Origin of the sequence: Collinsella sp. An2 (assembly GCF_002160065.1) — a bacterium.
Classification (GTDB): domain Bacteria; phylum Actinomycetota; class Coriobacteriia; order Coriobacteriales; family Coriobacteriaceae; genus Limicola.
In genome coordinates, this window is sequence record NZ_NFJW01000003.1 from 60,020 (window position 1) to 77,510 (window position 17,491).

Consider the following 17,491-nt stretch of genomic DNA (forward strand, 5'->3'; position numbering starts at 1 on the left):
AATCATTCTGGTTGTACGCTGTAGGTCGCGTCTGCGCTCTGCAGTTCCCTAGGAAAGGATGGGCCTATGTTCTATACCCTTACGGCGAACCCTGCTGTCGACATGACGGTGCAGTGCCCCGCGCTTGTTCCCAACGAGAACATCCGCTCCGTCTCGGCTGTCTACACCGCGAACGGCAAGGGCCTCGATGTCTCTTTTGCGCTGAAGAAGTTCGGCGTTGACTCTGTTGCCCTGGGCTTTTTTGCCGGCTTTACGGGCAAGTATGTCGTTGACGAGACCATGAACATGGGCTGCCTCTGCCGCCCGGTCTGGATTGACGGCACCACCCGCATCAATTCGTACTTCAACGATGGCGAGAACGAGTACGGCATCCTGAACCCCGGTCCTTCGATTACCCCGCAGGACGAGCAGGAGCTCTACAAGATTCTCGACAGCACCGGCGACCTTGACTGCCTCATTGTTTCCGGCTCGGTGCCCCCGAAGGCCTCCAAGGACTTCCTTGACCAGGTTGTTGCCCATGCGAAGTCCCGCGGCGCCGACGTGGTGCTTGACCTTTCGAGCGACAAGCTCAAGACCCTTGCAGCCACCAAGCCGCTGCTGATCAAGCCGAACCACCACGAGATGCGCGAGATCTTCGGCGTGACCATCGATACCGACGATGACGCCCGCCGCGCCCTGAAGCTCGCCCATGAGGCTGGCGTCCAGAACGTGCTGCTTACCATGGGCAGCCGCGGCAGCGCCTACTTCTCGAACGGCGAGGACATCTGGTACGCCAAGCGCGAGTTCAACATCAAGCTCGTGAGCTCCGTGTGCGCCGGCGACTGCACGCTCGCCGCGTTCCTGCTTGGTTGGTACCACGACCGCGACAACGTCGAGGAGGCTCTGAAGCTCGCCCTCGCTACCGGCGCTAACGTCTGCGAGAGCGCTGGCCTGGGTGACTTCGGCCACGTGGAGGAGTACAGCAAGCGCATTGCCGTCCGCAAGCTTCCGCGCGAGTAGCTATAAAGCAGTCTGCATACCGGTTGGTCGGTTTTCGACGAACCGGTTAGCAAGGGCGTCCCGAAGCCTTCGGGGCGCCCTTTCGTTTTGTTCTTGCGATGGGCGGCTGCGCATGGATCTTGTCCGGGCAGTCCGGGCAGCCCCGACGCGAGCCTGCTGCCCGGCTCGCTGTCTGGCTTGTCGCTCGGCTATACTGATTGCGACGAAGGGAGGTGGGTGCGTGACGCATACATGCAAGGGGCTCGAAGAATGGCCGCGACTCAACGGAACCGAGGTGCCCGCCGCGGCGCGAACGGTTCTGCGCGTTCTCGAGGCAGCCGGTCTTGAGGCATGGCTCGTGGGAGGCTGGGTTCGCGATGCTCTGCGTGGCGCCCCCTGCCATGACGTCGATTTGTGCTGCTCGGGCACTTGGGAGCAAAGCGAGCGCGCTCTGGAGGGCGCCGGTATTCGCGTCATCGAATCGGGCATCAAGTTCGGCGGCATTACCGCTGTTGTAGGCGAGGAGCACATCGAGGTCACCACCTATCGACTGGACGGCTTCTATCGCGATGGGCGCCATCCCGAGAGCGTGCAGTATGCCTCGCATGTCGAGGACGACCTGGCCCGCCGGGATTTTACGGTGAACGCCATGGCCTGGCATCCCGAGCGTGGGCTTTTGGATCTCTATGGAGGGGCAGACGACCTGCAGCAAGGGGTGATTCGCGCGGTGGGTGAGCCGCGTCGCCGCTTTGAGGAGGATGCGCTGCGCATGCTGCGTGCTGTTCGCTTTGCGTGTCGCCTGAACTTTACGATTGAACCCAAGACGGCCGAGGCGCTTGCGGCCTGTGCCCCGCTGCTCGATGCGATTGCGCGGGAGCGCGTGGGGATCGAACTCGACGGCATTCTTGCGACGGGACGCGCCGGCGATGCGCTTTTGCGCTATCCAGAGGTTATGTGTGCGGCGATTCCCGAGCTTGCCGCCTGCCGAGGCTTCGAACAGCATAGTCGCTATCATGCCTTTGACGTTTACGACCACACCGCCCACGTTCTTGCGGAAGCGGGCTCGGTTGCGCTGCGCGGCGAGGATGCAGCCCCCTGTGCTCCCTCCGCTGCGCTCATGTGGGCGGCGCTGCTCCATGACATTGGAAAGCCGGGCACGTTTACGCTTGATCAGGACGGCAATGGACACTTTTACGGGCATCCCGAGCGTGGGTGCGCGATGGCGAAGCGCATCATGCACCGGCTGGCACTTCCCGCCGACCTCGTACGCGATGCCTGCCTGCTTATTCGCTTCCACGATCGTCCGCTTCGGCCTCGTCGCACAGACTTGCTGCATATGCTCAATCTGCTTTCACGGGGCGGGGCGGATGCTCCGCGACTCGTCGAGCTGCTTTTTGACCTCAAACGCGCCGACACGCTCGGCAAGGCTCCGTCGTGCTTCTACTATGTACAGGATATCGAGGCCATGCGGCTCCAGACGCGCGAGCTCGTCGCGGCCGGTGAGGCGTATGACAACCGGACGCTCGCTTTGGGAGGGCGCGACATCATTGCTTCCGGCGTGGCACCCGGACCTCGCGTGGGCGAGTTGCTCACCTCGGCGCTCGATGCCGTAATGGACGGCAAGGCGACAAACGACACCGCGTCTCTGCTGGCATATCTCGGCCTCGGGTGATCGTATTTGACGCGCACGTTGGCGGCTGTCGATTGCCCGGCGCAGCCTGCCGTCGCGCGCTTGTAACATTGCGTGCGAATCGCCGTATATGTGCGCTCCTGTGGTATCCTCTCCCTTCGTAACACTTTTTGAGTGATTCGTAACACTTGGGGAGGACGAACGTGGAACTCACGCGTAGGGCATTCGCTGGAGCGGGACTGAGCATGTTGGGTGCAGCCCTCGCAGGTGGGCTTGCGGGCTGCTCGAACGCATCGACGTCCGCAGGGTCTGGGGCGGGTGCGTCGGCGGAGGGCTCCACGACGCAGGTGGTCGTTGCCATGAATGCGGGGAGCGAGCCTGCTGCGGGCTTCGACCCACTTATCGCCTGGGGCTGCGGCGAGCACGTCCACGAGCCGCTCATCCAGTCCACGCTTATCACGACCGACGAGCACCTGGAGTTTGTCAACGACCTTGCCACAAGCTATTCGTGCAGCGATGACGGCCTTGTCTGGACGTTCAACCTTCGCGATGACGTGCGCTTTTCGGATGGCGAGCCCCTGACGGCAGAGGACGTCACCTTCACGGTGAATTCGATTATCGCCAACCCTGCGTCCGAGGCCGACCTTTCGATGGTGGACGAGGCCGTGGCGCTGGATGATACGACCGTTGAGCTTCACCTTAACAAGCCGTTCAACGCGCTGCTCTATACCCTGGCGGTGCTGGGGATCGTGCCGGCGCATGCCTACGGCGCCAACTACGGCGAGCATCCCATCGGTTCGGGCAGGTATCTGTTGGAGCGGTGGGACCGCGGCCAGCAGGCGATCTTTACCGCCAATCCCGACTACTATGGCGAGGCTCCCATCATGGAGCGCGTCGTGGTGGTCTTTATGGAAGAGGATGCCGCCCTGGCTGCCGTCGCAGCCGGACAGGTGGATATCGCCTTCACCTACGCGACCCATGCTGGACAGTCCTATCCCGGCTACGAGTTGGTGAACTACGCGACGGTCGATTCGCGTGGCATCTCGCTGCCGTGCGTGCCTTCGGGCGGTCAGAAGACGGTCGAGGGGGATACGGTCTACGAGGTGGGCAACGACGTCACCTGCGAAAATGCGGTTCGCCGTGCCATCAACATGGCGATCGATCGAGATAGCATGATTGACGGCGTGCTGTCGGGTTTTGGAAAGCCGGCCTATAGCGTGAGTGATGGCATGCCCTGGTCGAGCGATGACATGCGCGTCGATTTCGACCGCGATGCCGCCCGGTCGCTGCTCGACGAGGCCGGATGGAGCGAGTCCGACGACGGCATCCGCCAGAAGGATGGCGTGCGCGCCTCGTTTGAGGTGTGGTACGCGTCGGACGATTCCGTGCGCCAGGCCATGGCAAACGAGCTTTCCAACCAGCTTGCCGACATCGGTATTGAAGCGCAGCCGCGGGGAGGCAGCTGGGACGAGATCTATCCCAACCAATACCGTCAGCCCGTGCTGTGGGGATGGGGGTCGAATTCTCCTATCGAGCTCTATGCGCTCAACTACTCAACGGGTTGGGGAAACTACGCGGGATATGAGAGCGAGCGGATTGACGGACATCTTGATGACGCGCTCGCCCGCCCGGATGTGGCCTCGTCATATGACGACTGGAAACTCGCCCAGTGGGATGGCGTCGACGGGTTTGCTCCCCAGGGAGCCGCAAGCTGGGCATGGATTGCCAACGTCGACCATCTGTACTTCAAGCGTGAGGGCTTGGACGTGGCTGCGCAGAAGCCTCATCCGCACGGCCACGGCTGGTCGCTTGTGAACAACGTCGACCGCTGGAGCTGGTCGTAGATGCGCCCGATGGGAAAGGGTTCATCGAACACGTCGGACACGGACGCCGCGAAGACGGGCCGGGCGCTTCGACGTTTGCCGCATTTGAGGGTGCCCTGGGCGGTGCGAACCGTTGTGCGCTTTGCGCTGCTCATGCTTGCCGTGAGCTTCCTCACGTTCCTGCTTGTGGGACTTTCGCCGATCGACCCGGTGCAGGCCAACGTGGGGCAGGCTGCCTATGCGACCATGAGCCCCGAGCGGCGTGCGCTTCTGGCTCAATATTGGGGCTCGGACCAGGGAGTTCTGGTTCGGTACATCTCGTGGCTTTCGCATGCGCTCTGCGGGGACCTGGGCGATAGCCTGCGCTTCAACGCTCCCGTTATCGAGGTCGTGGGTGAGCGCTTGGCCAACTCCGCGGTGCTGCTAGCAACGTCGTGGCTGCTCTCGGGTGTGATTGGCTGCGCGCTTGGGGTCGTCGCCGGCGTGAAGCGCGACAGCGTGGTCGATCGCGTAATTCGGGGATACTGCTACGTGCTGTCGGCAACGCCGACGTTTTGGCTTGCTCTTTTGGCGCTCATGGTGTTTGCCGTCTGGCTTGGATGGTTTCCCCTGGGGTTTTCGGCGCCCATCGGCTCGACTGGAGACGTGAGCATGGGCACAAGGCTCTACCATGCGGCGCTTCCGGCGTTGGTGCTTTCGCTTACGGGTGTGGCAAACATCGCGCTGCATACGCGTGAGAAGACCGTCGACGTCATGGGCAGCGATTACGTTAGATTTGCCCGAACGCGCGGCGAGTCGACGTGGACCTGCGTCCGGCGCCATGGGCTGCGGAACCTCGTGCTGCCGGCGCTGACGCTTGAGTGCGCTCAAATCGGCGAGATCGTAGGCGGATCGATTCTGGTGGAGCAGGTGTTTTCCTATCCGGGGCTTGGCCAGGCGGCGGTAACGGCGGGCCTGGGTGGCGACGCTCCGCTGCTGGTGGGCATTGCCCTGGCGACGGCCGCGCTGGTGTTTGTGGGCAATTTGGTGGCGAACCTCCTGTACGGAGCGATCGACCCACGCATGAAGGGGGTGGCTGCCCATGTGGAGTGAGCGCGCGACGGCGGACGGCGGCGCTGCCGTAGAGCGCGTCTCGCCGGCGCCTGCAGCGGGTAGCGTCACATACCACGAGCCCGAGCATCGTGGCGAATGGGGAGGGCGGCGCATGTTGCTTGCAGTATGTTTAGCAACTGCGGTGCTGCTGGCTGCCGTGGTCATTGCGGGTCGCGTGCTCGAACCCGCGGCGACCGTCACCGATTTTTCTGCCCGCAATCTATCGCCCACGCTCGCGCATCCGTTTGGCACCGACTGGATGGGCCGCGACATGTTTGCCCGAACGCTGGCGGGGCTTTCGACGTCGGTGTTGGTGGGCCTGGGGGCAGCGGCGGTCTCGTCGGTGCTCGCCATCGCGTTGGCGGTGTTGGCGGCGCTTGGCGGGCGCCGCGTAGATGCGGTAATCGGATGGCTTATCGATGTGGTCATGGGGATTCCCCACCTTGTGCTGCTCATTCTTATCAGCTACGCCCTGGGGCGTGGCGCCCTTGGCGTGTCGGTGGGTATTGCGGTGACGCATTGGCCAAGTCTGGCCCGCGTGCTGCGCGCTGAGCTTTTGCAGCTGCGCGAAGAGCCATATATCGCTTGCTCGCGAGCGCTCGGCATCTCGCGGGCGCGCATGGTGACCCGCCATCTGGTGCCTCACATTCTGCCTCAGTACCTTGTGGGACTCGTGCTGCTGTTTCCCCATGCGATTCTCCACGAGGCGTCCATCACGTTTTTGGGGTTCGGGCTTCCGCCGGAGCAGCCGGCGATCGGCGTGATCCTGTCCGAGGCCATGACGTACCTCACCTCGGGCGCATGGTGGCTTGCGGTGTTTCCGGGTCTGGCGTTGCTGGCTGTCGTATTGTTGTTTGATCGCGTCGGGGCGTCCTTGCGGCGCTTGGTGACACCCGAGGAGGTCCAGGCGTGAGTGCGCAAGCTATGAAGGAGACGCTGGCCGTGGATGTGCGCGAGGCGCAGGGCAATGCGGGGTCGACGTGCGGTGCCGCTCCAGCTGCGGCCCCGATCCCCGGACGCCACCATGGCCACGACCACGCTGCGGCATCGCTTCATCCGGGTGGCCACCACCTCCTGAGGGTGGAAGGACTCAACGTGTCCTTTCGCATGTACGATCCCGGTGAGCCGTTCTTTCGCGCGCGTCGTATCGAGCGCCCCGTTATTCGCGATCTGTCGGTCTCGGTGCATGCGGGCGAGGTCATGGCGGTCGTCGGGGCAAGCGGCTCGGGAAAGACGCTGCTCGCCGACGCCATCCTGGGGCTCTATGAGCGCAACGTGCGCGTAAGCGGTCGCATTCTGTTCGAGGGCAAGCTGTGTGGGCCCCGCGAGTTGGCCGACCTGCGTGGCCACGGCATATCCCTTGTTCCGCAGAGCGTGAACAACCTTGATTCGCTCATGCGGGTGGGGAAGCAGATCGTTGGTTCGTGTGGGAGAGGTCCCTCTGGACGGAGGCGTCGCGCGGCACGACGTGAGCGCATGCTCAAGCTCTTTGCTCAGTATCGCCTTGCCCCCGAGGTCGCAGATAAGTATCCTCACGAGCTTTCGGGAGGTATGGCGCGCCGGGTGTTGCTTGCCTGTGCGCTGTTGGATGACCCTCGCCTCATCGTGGCCGACGAGCCCACGCCTGGCCTCGATCTTGAGCTGGCGGTACGAGCCCTCGATGACCTGCGTTCCTTCGCAGACGCCGGCGGTGGGGTCCTGTTGATTACCCACGATATCGAGCTTGCTCTGAGGGTTGCCGACAGAATTGCCGTCTTCCGGGACGGAACGGTTGTCGAAGAGGCGCCCGCAGCAGCTTTCGAGGATCCCTCACAGCTGCGCGACCCGTACACGCGGGCACTTTGGCACGCGATGCCTGGCCATGGTTTTGACGCTGTCGCCTTTGACGATGCAGGACCTTTCGACGCCGTGCCTCAAAGAGAGGGAAGCGACGGTGCCGACGCGAAGCTCTCGCACCGGCCAGTCAAGGCGGACCACGACACGATAGGGGGCAACGCATGAGTCTGGAGGCGCATGGCATCAGCTTCTCCTATGTGCCGGGGCAGCCGCTCTTTACCGAGTTCAACTTGGTCGTGAACGCGGGGGAGCGCGTCGCGCTCGAGGCGCCCTCGGGCGCGGGCAAGACCACGCTCTGCCGTCTGCTCGCGGGGTATCTTGAACCCCAGGATGGATCAATCGCTGTGGATGGGGTATCGCTGAACAGCCTTTTCCGCCGCAATCGCCTTGGGAATCGCTCCGCAAGACGGCTCGCGCCGCTTCCGGTCCAGCTTGTCTGGCAGCATCCGGAGCAGGCGGTCGATCCGCTCATGCGCATGGGGGCGACGCTTGTCGAGGGCCTTCCATCGCAGCAGGGGCTCGATGAGGCGCGAGCTTCTGGTCTGTTGGAGCGCTTCGGCATCCGCGAGGAATGGCTTTCGCGGCTGCCGCACGAGCTCTCCGGTGGCGAACTCATGCGCTTCTGCATCGTCCGTGCGCTCTTATCGCGTCCGCGCTATCTCATATGCGACGAGATGACCGCCATGCTCGATGCGATTACGCAGGCGCGCGTGTGGCAAGAGGTCATTGGGGTGGCAGAAGAGCAGGGGATGGGACTCGTGGTGGTCTCACATTCTCCCGAGCTTCTCAACCGCGTGGCCACGCGACGCGTCCGGCTGTAGCCGCTCGCGCGCGACTTGGCGCTCGGAGCGGTTGAGTCCTGTCGGCTGCTTGTTCGTGTGTCCGTGTGGCATGGCGTTTGATGATGGGCGCTTGGGTCGTCTTCCGCTGGCATTCCTGCAGAAAAGTTGGGTACCATGCATCTAGACCCAACGCTAAGGAGCATGCATGGCATCTCAGACCTGTACCCATATTCCTTCGTTTACTGGCGCGTTTCGCGAGAATCTCGATGCGCTTATCGCAACGCTTGAAGGCGGGGACAAGGAGCCTGACGGTAAAAAGATCGGCTTTGAGCTCGAGCGTATCCTTGTCGACGGGCAGGGACATCCGGTGCCTTTCGAGGGTGAACGAGGTGTGGGCGCCCTGCTGCATGCGCTCGTCGACCTTCATCCCGACGCTGAGCCAAGCGTGATCGACGGACATCTGTTGGGGCTCTCCTATACGGTGGAGACCTCTTCGGAGCCCGTCTCTGCCAACATTTCGTTGGAGCCGGCGGCACAGCTGGAGATTTCTGCGGGCCCGGCTCACTCCGTCCACGCCCTGTATGAAGCCGTCGAGCAGTTCGATCGCGATGTCGCATGCGCGCTTGAGCGCATAGGGCTTTCCGCCACGTTGGTCGCTGTGGGATACGACCCCTTTGTGGAAAGCCCGCTCGAGCTTCCGCTGATTCCCAAGGAGCGCTACGCCGATATGGACGCCTATCTGTCCCGTCGGGGGCGCTATGCGCGCGATATGATGCGGTGCACCGCGTCTACGCAGGTATCTCTGGACTACGAGAGCGAAGACGACGCCAAGCGCATCTATCGCATGGCTACGCTTCTGGGACCGGTTTTCGCCTTTCTGTTTGACAACGCCCCGGTTTTTCGAGGCAAGCCTGCCCCCGGTATGGTGCGGTCGCGCATTTGGCACCACGTCGATGTCGATCGGTGCGGCATCGTCCCAGGCGCGCTCGAAGGCCTGTCGTTTGAGGACTACATCCTGTGGGTGTCCTCGGTCAAGCCGATTCTCTTTACCGACGAGCATCATGTGACCACGTCGACGGGCAATCGCTACACGCGCGACATCATGTCCGAGCGGCCGCTTACGCGCTCTGAGCTATTCCATCTGCTGTCGATGGTCTTTCCCAACGTGCGCCTCAAAGGCTTTGTGGAGCTACGCGAGATGGACTCGCTGCCGCCTCGGCTTGCAGCGGCATGCACAAGCTTCACGGGGGCGCTGTTCTACGATAAGTGCCTCGAGGCAAAGTTGGCGGGCCGTCTGTCGACCTGGATGCCTCAAGGTTTTGAGGGTGTCGATGAGAACGACGCGGTATCGGCGCGGCTTCATCTGGAGGAGCAAGGATGGGGCGCGCGGGTCTACGGCGTGCCGGTGACTGAGATGACGCAGGTGCTGGTGGATATCGCCCGCGAGAATATTGCCGATGGAGCCGGCTGCACGGGTGTGGGCGCGGGCGATGGTGCTTCAAGCCATGTGCCGGTGCTGCGTGACTCGGATGCCGCGCGCGACTTCGACCTTGAGGGAGTCGAAATGCTCGAGCATCTGTGGCGGTGGCGTCGCCTTCCGCGCGATGCCTCGGCGGAGATGCTGGCGAAGAGCCTGGAATAACGGCCGTGCTATCGGGTGTCTTCATGAGATAGCCACAACTCGAAGATTCTTGAAATTCCCTCTTGCGCGGCCGCATGTGCTTCCCGTATTATGCATAGCTGCAAGGAGGCACCGACCTCAATGCACATGGCCCGTTCGTCTAGCGGTTTAGGACGCCGCCCTCTCAAGGCGGAGATCACCAGTTCGAATCTGGTACGGGCTACCATCCGAGACTTTTCGAACTCCCGAGGGCTGTCGTCTTCGGGAGTTCGTTTCATTTTGAGCAGGGTGGAACATGCGAGGTTGTCGTCGTCCGAGTCTATTACCATGCGATCCGCAAAGTTCTCCCTCGGCGTAGGGAAGGCCACAGCCTTGCACGCCTGTGTGAATCACAGGCGAACGTTTTGGGTGAACCGCACGCTAACCGTATGGGTCTAATTTTTTTAAAATAGGGACTTGCGCGAGAAACGGCTCTCACGTAATATACTTTCTTGCGCAAAGCGGCAATGCTTTGTGTGCCAGTGGGATGTCGTCTAATGGCAGGACAGCGGATTCTGGTTCCGTCAATGGGGGTTCGACTCCCTCCATCCCAGCCATGTGGCCCGTTCGTCTAGCGGTTTAGGACGCCGCCCTCTCAAGGCGGAGATCACCAGTTCGAATCTGGTACGGGCTACCATTGAGTTTATTCGAACCCTCGAGGCACGTTACCTCGGGGGTTCGTTGTCTCTTGAACAGGTTGACCCGTTTTTGGCAGATGCCATATCAACGCGGAAAGTGGTCCATACAATAGGCCATGCCAATGTAGCGTGTGGGCCATCTCATCGATTGCGTCCTGGATAGGCCACGCTCGCCCCCTATACGCTGACGGCCCAAGGGCGGATTTCGGCGTCAGAAACGATGGGTTATTAAAAGATCGTCAGAAGCTCGTTTCGGTTCTATGCAGTTAGTTTGGGAATCCTCGAGTAGACGGCCGATTCCGTCAACAAACCCGCAGGATTCAGAGGCTTGAAAGGGCGGTCTACTCGGGAATTCCGAAAACAACTGCATAAAAACGAAACGAGTTTCTCCAGACGGCAAAGATCGCGAGAGCAGCGCGAAATCAGGCACCCTCTTGCCCTAGAACCCACAACCATGGGTATGCCCCGCAGCCCACGTTGGTGTGACTCGCAACGTCGGTGTGGCAACTGCTAACAATCTGCATTCACAAGTCGCTGAAACGGTCATATCGCATGCCAAGGAGATGGGCAGGGCATACCGACTGAGCATCGACGACCACTTTTTTCGCCGAGGCTCAGTTTTGCTCCAGAATCGGGGCAGATTCCGGTGAATTACTGAGCGTTGATGAATCGTCAGCAAGTACTCGTGACGGGGATGACTCGGACACACGTTTTGTCTTACTAATACCGCACGAGTGAATCGGTCCTTCTCTTTTGTAGCAATCCACACGCTTGAGTCGAGTTTTGTAGCAAAACGCACACTCGACCCCCCGAAAAGGTGTCCCATGCGTGTGAATTGCCGCACAACGTTTTCAGACCGTGTTATGTGCCGCAATTCCGGTCCAGCCGAGGGGCGCGGAGACCATGCACCACCGTGCGGCGGGGAGACCCCTCATGCCACACATACGACCGTGATGGGGGGCACCACATGCTCCCTCATGCCAAGTGTGCCGCCCGCAGTCGCCCCGCTATCTACACCTTGGTCTGTAGTTCTTCCGCACGTCTAATATCGGATGGAGTGGCCGCTCCGATATCCTACAATGTGACCTGACGAAGACCATGACGGGGGTCGGGCGCTGCCCGGCCTACGATGAGGAGCACCATGTCGGATTCTCCAAAGCATACCGCCGTAAAGACCCAGGTAGATGCCGCTCCTGCCGGCGGCGACGACCATAAGAGCGCGCGGCGCGGCGCCATCTTCATTGGCGTGGCGCTTCTGGCGTTCGTTGTCTATCTGGTGGTATCGGGGCAGGTGGCCGAGTTCTGGGCCGCTATGCAGAGCGTCCAGGTGCCGTGGCTTGTTGTCGCGTGCATCTGCATGCTGCTCTACCTCATCTTTGGTATCGCCGCCTACGCGATTGCCGTGTGGCTCGACCCTGAATCGCCCGTCGGCATCCGCGACCTCATTTCGGTTGAGGCGAGCGGTATCTTCTTCGGAAACCTGACGCCCATGCAGATGGGCTCCACGCCGGCTCAGATCTACCGCCTTACCAAGGCCGGCCAGAACGTGGGCGAGGCAGGCGCTACGCAGTTTACCCGCTTTATCGTCTACCAGTTTGGCCTCGTGGTGTGGTGCGCGATTCTGCTCATCGCGCGCATGCCGTTTTTCACCGAGCAATACGGTGACATTACGCTCATCAGCGTCTTCAGCTTCGGCGGCCACGTCTGTATCCTGCTGCTCATCTTCGCCATCGCGCTCATGCCGCGCATGGTGATTCGAGTCGCCCACTGGCTCATCTCGCTCCTTGCACGTCTGGGCGTTGCAACGGAGAAGGTCGATGGCTGGCGTGATTTCGTGGACGGCGAGGTCTATTCATTCTCAGAGAAGTTCAAGCTCTCGGCGGGCCACCTCTCGTCGATGGCGTTAACGGTGGTTATCACCATGATGCAGCTCGGCTTCTTCTACCTGGTGCCGTACTTCCTCATGCTTGCCTTTGGCCATCACGACGTCGACTTCTTCTCCGTCATGGCGGCGTCGGCGTTTGTGCAGCTGCTCTCCTCGGCGGTTCCGCTGCCGGGTGGTACCGGTGGCGCCGAAGGCGGATTTGCGCTCTTTCTGGGTCATTTCTATGGGAGCGCTGCCACCGCGGGCTACCTGCTCTGGCGTCTTATCACATTCATTGCACCGACCATTCTCGCGGCGCCGTTGCTGGGCCTGAAGAGCGCTCGCAACGCGAGCATTCATGCTCGGTGGGACCGCTTCGTGGGTCGTCTGAAGGGTTCGAAGAACAATCGCGGGGCTTCACGCGCGGATGCATCCCAAGGCGAGGAGTCCTCCGAGCGCCATCGTCGCCGTGGCACCACGGTGCGCCAAACCTCGGACGGCATCACCGTGTCCCCGAGCAAGATGGCTCGTCGCCAGAAGCCCAGCTCAAAGGATTAACGAGGGCGTTGGACGCTGTGACTTGAGGGACGTTGGGCGTTGGATGCCTGAGGGGCATGAGGCGCCGGATGCCCGAGCCAAAGTGCTAGCGGGCGCATGAGGCACCGGAGGTCTGAACGCTTCCCTCGATAACGTCGCGTTCGAATGCGCTCGCATGATCGAGATAGTGCAGCAGCGCGAACGAGAGGCTCTCGCTATCCATGGTGCGGGCAAGCTCCTGGAGCAGTTCATGGGAGCTGGTGGGGTGCGGCCTGGTCTCGAGAATCTCGGCGCAGCGTCGAAGCGCTTCGAGGTCGTGTTCGCTGAGGTCTTCGGCAAGAACCAAGTGTTCCACCTGCTCCACCTCGGAAAACATATGCCATAGCGTCGAGAGTCCACGGCGCTGCCGCTGCCGCTCGGCTTCGTCCTCCAGCTCCCTGACATAGGATGCGGCAGCGGCGTAGACCAGATGGAAGCGCGCCAGCTGCTCTCCTGCGGCGCGCATGCTCGTGGATCCGCGCGTGCCTCGGGCCACGGTCGCCCAGTATCCGCGGATAAGCTGTGTGAGCTCGCGCAGATTTCCCTCGAAAATCCGGTCGCGCGGAGAGGGGACCACAAAACGGTTGACCACCAACACGACCGCTACGGCTAAGGCGACAAACAGGATGCGGAGGGAGGCGGCGGTCGTCGCGTTCATGGTGAGCGAGCTCATGAGAAGCGCAAACATGGTTGCAAGCATCGCCTGAACCCAGCTTCCCGGCGTGCAGCAGTACAGGATGGAGATCAGCACCAGCGACACGGTAAAGACGCTCGCCGTTCCCGGAAGCAGCTGCGAGATAAAAGGCGCAAGCGCACCGCCTACGATCGTTCCCACCGGGCGGGTGCGCATGCGGTGTGCGCTCTCCTCGTAGCTGGGCATAAGAAGCAGGATGGCGTTGAGCGGAAGCCAATAGACGTGTTCGTAGCCCCAGACGGCGCTGATGGCGCAGGTGAGAGCGGTGACGATGGAGAGCCTGCAGGCGAAGCGGAACTCGAACTCGTCGAAGTTCATGCGCAAGAACGCGTCGTCGAGCACCTCGCGCCACGGAATGCGACGCGCCGTCGGCCTGCGAGGGGGCTCCGCCTGGATTTGCAGGATCAGCACGAGCGCATGAAGGAAGCTGTTGAAAAAGACGCGCACGCGGCTCTCGGGTACATCGACCACGTCAAGCGCCATCTGGGCCATACGGGCGATGGAACGCAGCTCTTCGGGCGTTTGCGCGGCATTGGCCTGCCTCACCAGGAGCGCAAGCTCGTGCATGACGTCGGGGTCGACGCGCCGTGCCAGATCGTCTTGCCACTCATCGTCTGCCAAGAGGTAGACGGCCCGCTGGAAGAGCTCCGCGTACATCTGGAAGACGAACTCCCGGCGGTCCCAGGTGCGCAGGAAGTGATGGCTGGTGACGCTCAGATTGTCGAAGGTGCGCTCGAGCTTGAGGAATGCTTCTTGGAGCTCGGGCCCGCGTTCTCCTGCGGCCATGCGGTCAAGGAGCGCCGCCAAGGTGTCGAGACTCCGCGTGAAGACCTCTTCGTCGCTTTCGCGGTGCAGCCTCCAGGCGCTATGGGCGGCAAGCGCGACGCCCAGAACCACGGCAGCAAAGGTCACGGCGGCCATCTGCGTCATGAAGGTCGAGAAGTCGAGCGGCTTGAGCTCAAGGAACACATAGGTCATGACATAGCCGAAATACCCCTTTGGCACGAACTGGTTGCTTTGGGCGAGCACAAGTACGAAGGGCACGACCAGGTTCAGCACGATGCCGAGGACAAGATGGCACGAGGCGATCCAGGCGAGGGCAGACAGCGCCAGCATGACGATGCCGATAATAAGACAGGTAGCAGGGGAGTTGCGCCGGTTTCGGCGCCCCAGAAAGATGCAGACGGCACCGGATACGACCATGGTGTAGGCGCTGCCGAACAACGCGGTGATGCCAAGAAAGAGGACGATGTATACGACGATGGCGGGCAGCGCGTCAAAGACGCGTCGTCCTGCGGCACGTACGGCCGCCCGTTTCGATGTCGTCGAAGAATCCTCCATACCAACAGCGTACCGCGGCCTGGACAACACGGGCGTTTCATATGTCGTTGTTCATGTATTCACCGTTTCATAACGTGGGTGCCCTATCGTGGAGCATGGGTATAGTTATCCCATCGTGCGGCAAGATGCATTGCCGCAGCCGTCGTCTGCGTCTCGACGTGGCGGGACGGATATATGAGAAACGGGGGTTTCATGGCTGGTCAGGATGACAGGAACCGAAAAGGGGACGGCCTGGCGGGCGCCTTCACAAGCGCTCTGTCACTTCTGGGTGCCGGCGTGCGCGTTCTCAGCGGCTCGGCACTCTTCGACTTTGCGCTCAACCCGTCGTCTTCACAGTCGATCATGGCCCGTCTGGGCGCCGGGGCAGCGGGAGGCATCGACTCCTTTGCCCCTACGGGAGACCCCTTCCGAGACGAGGCGCGCTCATGGTTCGAAGCTTCCAAGCAAAGCGTCGAGCTGCCTGCCCGCGACGGCGGTGTACTCTTTGGCTGGCTGCTGCCGGCAGACCCTGTGTGGGCGTCTCCCGATCGCCACGCGCTGTGGAGCGATTTTGGACGCGGGCGCCGGTACGGCATCTTTTGCCATGGATACACGGGCAAGCCGTCAGACCTCTGTGTAGAGGCCTACCTTGCACATAAAGCGGGCATCAACGTGCTGTTGCCCGCCGCGCGCGGACACGAGCGCAACGCGGACCGCTACGTTGGTATGGGCTGGCTTGATTCCTGGGACCTTTTGGGATGGACGGGCCTGATCGTCACCTGCGACCCCGATGCGAAGATCGCTCTCTACGGCGTTTCGATGGGTGGCGCAGAAGTCATGATGGCGTCTGGCTTGGACCTGCCGGGCAACGTGCGCTGCATCATCGAGGACTGCGGTTACACGAGCGTCTGGGACGAGTTTTCCGTGCAGATCGGTATGCAGCTGCATCTTCCGCCGATCCCGTTCCTCTCCGCCGCAAGCGCCGTGTGTAAACGCCGAGCGGGGTATGGCTTCAAGGAGGCTTCTTCGGTGAACAGGCTTCGGTCAGCTCGGGTGCCCATGCTCTTTATTCACGGGACGGCTGACACCTTTGTGCCCTACGAGATGCTCGATAAGGTCTTCGACGCCTGCGCGAGCCCAGAGAAAGAGCGTCTATCGGTGGAGGGGGCCGGCCACGGCATGGCGTCGGCTACCAACCCCGATGCCTACTGGGGACGCGTGAGCGCGTTTTTGGGCCGGCACCTCGCGTAGAGACGCCGGCCCCGTGTTCGCTAGGGAAACACTGAATAAAGGCTTTCGTGTCCGGCACGGCAGGACCGGGCACGAAATGCTCCGATTGGTGTTCCCTAGAGTGCTTCCTGCGGGGCTCCGCTCTCCGAGCGGGTCAGTCGGGCGATGCGGGCGATAAGCGGCACGTGCAGGTTATAAAAGTTGCAAAGGCGTCCGACGAGCAGGGCGGAGACGATGGTACCCAGGCCAAGCCCGTTCAGGCGTCCGAAGAAGAAGAACGAGAGCACGCACGCGATGGCGACGAGCGTCACATCGAAGGCGACCTTGCAGGTACCAAAGGGCTTTTCGGTTACCGCCGAGAAGGTGCGCACGATTCCCTCGCCGGGGACCGTGATGACGTTCGGGGCAACCTCGATGGCGATGCCAAGGCCCAAGATCGCGCATCCGACAAGAAGCGACACGAGCTGCAGCGGCAGCGTCTGGGGGTCGAGCCACACAAGGAAAGACATGCTCACGTCGATGAGCGCGCTAAAGATCACGTTCACCACGATCTGCAGGAACTGCACCGGTTTGAAGTCGCGGCGCAAAATGGCCACCTGCAACAAGATGTAGAGCATGTTGAGCACGAAGGTGAACTCGCCAAACGTGGGCTCGAATGCAAGGTCGAGCACATAGGGGATGCTCGAGATGGGGGAGGTGCCGAGCGCCGCCTTGGTGATGAATGCGACGCCGAACGAGTTGATGGCCACGCCGAGAACAAACCACACGTAGCGCGCGACGAGCCGCTGGCGTGCGGTGTCGCTACCGTTCGCCGCAGCGGGCGCGTGACCGTGGGCCTCCGCCGTCTGGTGGTCGGCGGAGGCTTGCATCGCCCCGCTGTCGACCTCCTCATATACCGCAGCATCCCTCATCATGCACGTCCCTCGCTTTCGTCGCTCGACAGGTTCTCGATGACACGGCTCAGCAGGCGTACAAGCTCCGCTCGCTCTTCCTCCGTAAGGCCATGCGCGGCGGTCGCGTCCACCTTGGCTCCAATCGCCATGACCTCGTCCGCTGCAGAGCGGCCGGCGTCGGTGAGGTAGAGCGACGACACGCGGCGGTCATCCTTGCGCGAGCGGCGTTCCACCAGGCCTGCATCGACCATGCGGGAAACGACGCTTGTCACCGTCGACTTGTCCATGGCGCAGGCGCGTGCAATGTCCTGTTGCGTGCATCCTTCGTGATCATGCAGCTGTTCGAGCACTTTAGGCTGGCCCGGCAGGAGGCCGAGCGCGCGGGTGCGCGTGAGCATGGCGCGGTTCGACCGCGAAAACGCTACAAGCAGCAGGTGGTGTACGGAGTCTGCGATCATGTGACACGCCCTTTTAG

General features: G+C 62.0%; 13 protein-coding genes and 3 tRNA genes. 13 read left to right on the forward strand and 3 right to left on the reverse strand.

What is annotated here, in order from left to right; translation table 11 throughout:
- The first annotated feature begins 66 nt into the window (after positions 1 to 66).
- The 12 genes from B5F33_RS03190 to B5F33_RS03245 all read left to right on the forward strand — a co-directional run bounded on the left by B5F33_RS03190 (position 67) and on the right by B5F33_RS03245 (position 12,861).
- Positions 67 to 999, forward strand: a complete 933-nt coding sequence (locus tag B5F33_RS03190; RefSeq protein WP_087410353.1) for a 1-phosphofructokinase family hexose kinase — start codon at positions 67 to 69, stop codon at positions 997 to 999.
- A gap of 220 nt (positions 1,000 to 1,219) precedes the next feature.
- On the forward strand, positions 1,220 to 2,650 hold the full coding sequence (locus B5F33_RS03195; RefSeq protein WP_239284713.1) for a CCA tRNA nucleotidyltransferase: 1,431 nt from the start codon (positions 1,220 to 1,222) through the stop codon (positions 2,648 to 2,650).
- Between the two features lie 161 nt (positions 2,651 to 2,811).
- On the forward strand, positions 2,812 to 4,452 hold the full coding sequence (locus B5F33_RS03200) for an ABC transporter substrate-binding protein (protein ID WP_239284715.1): 1,641 nt from the start codon (positions 2,812 to 2,814) through the stop codon (positions 4,450 to 4,452).
- Between the two features lie 102 nt (positions 4,453 to 4,554).
- Positions 4,555 to 5,523 (forward strand): ABC transporter permease, encoded by a 969-nt coding sequence (locus tag B5F33_RS03205; RefSeq protein WP_239284717.1) that lies wholly within the window; start codon positions 4,555 to 4,557, stop codon positions 5,521 to 5,523.
- On the forward strand, positions 5,513 to 6,436 hold the full coding sequence (locus B5F33_RS03210; protein ID WP_087410357.1) for an ABC transporter permease: 924 nt from the start codon (positions 5,513 to 5,515) through the stop codon (positions 6,434 to 6,436). Before B5F33_RS03205 ends, B5F33_RS03210 begins: the two co-directional genes overlap by 11 nt.
- Positions 6,433 to 7,524, forward strand: coding sequence for an ATP-binding cassette domain-containing protein (locus B5F33_RS03215; RefSeq protein WP_239284719.1), 1,092 nt, complete (start codon positions 6,433 to 6,435; stop codon positions 7,522 to 7,524). The genes B5F33_RS03210 and B5F33_RS03215 overlap by 4 nt, the downstream gene beginning before the upstream one ends.
- A complete protein-coding gene (locus B5F33_RS03220) occupies positions 7,521 to 8,180 on the forward strand; it encodes an ATP-binding cassette domain-containing protein (protein ID WP_087410359.1) in 660 nt (219 codons plus the stop codon). The genes B5F33_RS03215 and B5F33_RS03220 overlap by 4 nt, the downstream gene beginning before the upstream one ends.
- 166 nt (positions 8,181 to 8,346) lie before the next feature.
- The gene (locus tag B5F33_RS03225; RefSeq protein WP_087410360.1) at positions 8,347 to 9,783 is read left to right on the forward strand and encodes a glutamate-cysteine ligase family protein; all 1,437 of its coding nucleotides are present in this window, start codon (positions 8,347 to 8,349) and stop codon (positions 9,781 to 9,783) included.
- A gap of 128 nt (positions 9,784 to 9,911) precedes the next feature.
- A tRNA-Glu gene (locus B5F33_RS03230) sits at positions 9,912 to 9,988 on the forward strand.
- A 296-nt stretch (positions 9,989 to 10,284) separates the two neighbouring features.
- Positions 10,285 to 10,358: transfer RNA gene (locus tag B5F33_RS03235), tRNA-Gln, on the forward strand.
- Positions 10,359 to 10,361: 3 nt separating this feature from the next.
- Positions 10,362 to 10,438 (forward strand) — tRNA-Glu (locus B5F33_RS03240).
- 1,142 nt (positions 10,439 to 11,580) lie between these two features.
- Positions 11,581 to 12,861, forward strand: coding sequence for a lysylphosphatidylglycerol synthase transmembrane domain-containing protein (locus B5F33_RS03245; protein WP_087410361.1), 1,281 nt, complete (start codon positions 11,581 to 11,583; stop codon positions 12,859 to 12,861).
- Positions 12,862 to 12,946: 85 nt separating this feature from the next.
- Here the strand turns inward: B5F33_RS03245 and B5F33_RS03250 are convergent, their stop codons facing one another.
- Positions 12,947 to 14,914, reverse strand: coding sequence for an FUSC family protein (locus B5F33_RS03250; RefSeq protein WP_087410362.1), 1,968 nt, complete (start codon positions 14,912 to 14,914; stop codon positions 12,947 to 12,949).
- Positions 14,915 to 15,106: 192 nt separating this feature from the next.
- Between B5F33_RS03250 and B5F33_RS03255 the strand changes: the two genes are divergently transcribed.
- Complete coding sequence (locus tag B5F33_RS03255) at positions 15,107 to 16,144, forward strand: alpha/beta hydrolase (RefSeq protein ID WP_158095299.1); 1,038 nt, start codon at positions 15,107 to 15,109, stop codon at positions 16,142 to 16,144.
- 95 nt (positions 16,145 to 16,239) lie between these two features.
- Here the strand turns inward: B5F33_RS03255 and B5F33_RS03260 are convergent, their stop codons facing one another.
- Both B5F33_RS03260 and B5F33_RS03265 read right to left on the reverse strand, forming a co-directional pair.
- Positions 16,240 to 17,037, reverse strand: coding sequence for a DUF6198 family protein (locus B5F33_RS03260; RefSeq protein WP_204214377.1), 798 nt, complete (start codon positions 17,035 to 17,037; stop codon positions 16,240 to 16,242).
- On the reverse strand, positions 17,034 to 17,474 hold the full coding sequence (locus B5F33_RS03265) for a MarR family transcriptional regulator (RefSeq protein WP_087410364.1): 441 nt from the start codon (positions 17,472 to 17,474) through the stop codon (positions 17,034 to 17,036). The genes B5F33_RS03260 and B5F33_RS03265 overlap by 4 nt, the downstream gene beginning before the upstream one ends.
- Positions 17,475 to 17,491 lie beyond the last annotated feature (17 nt).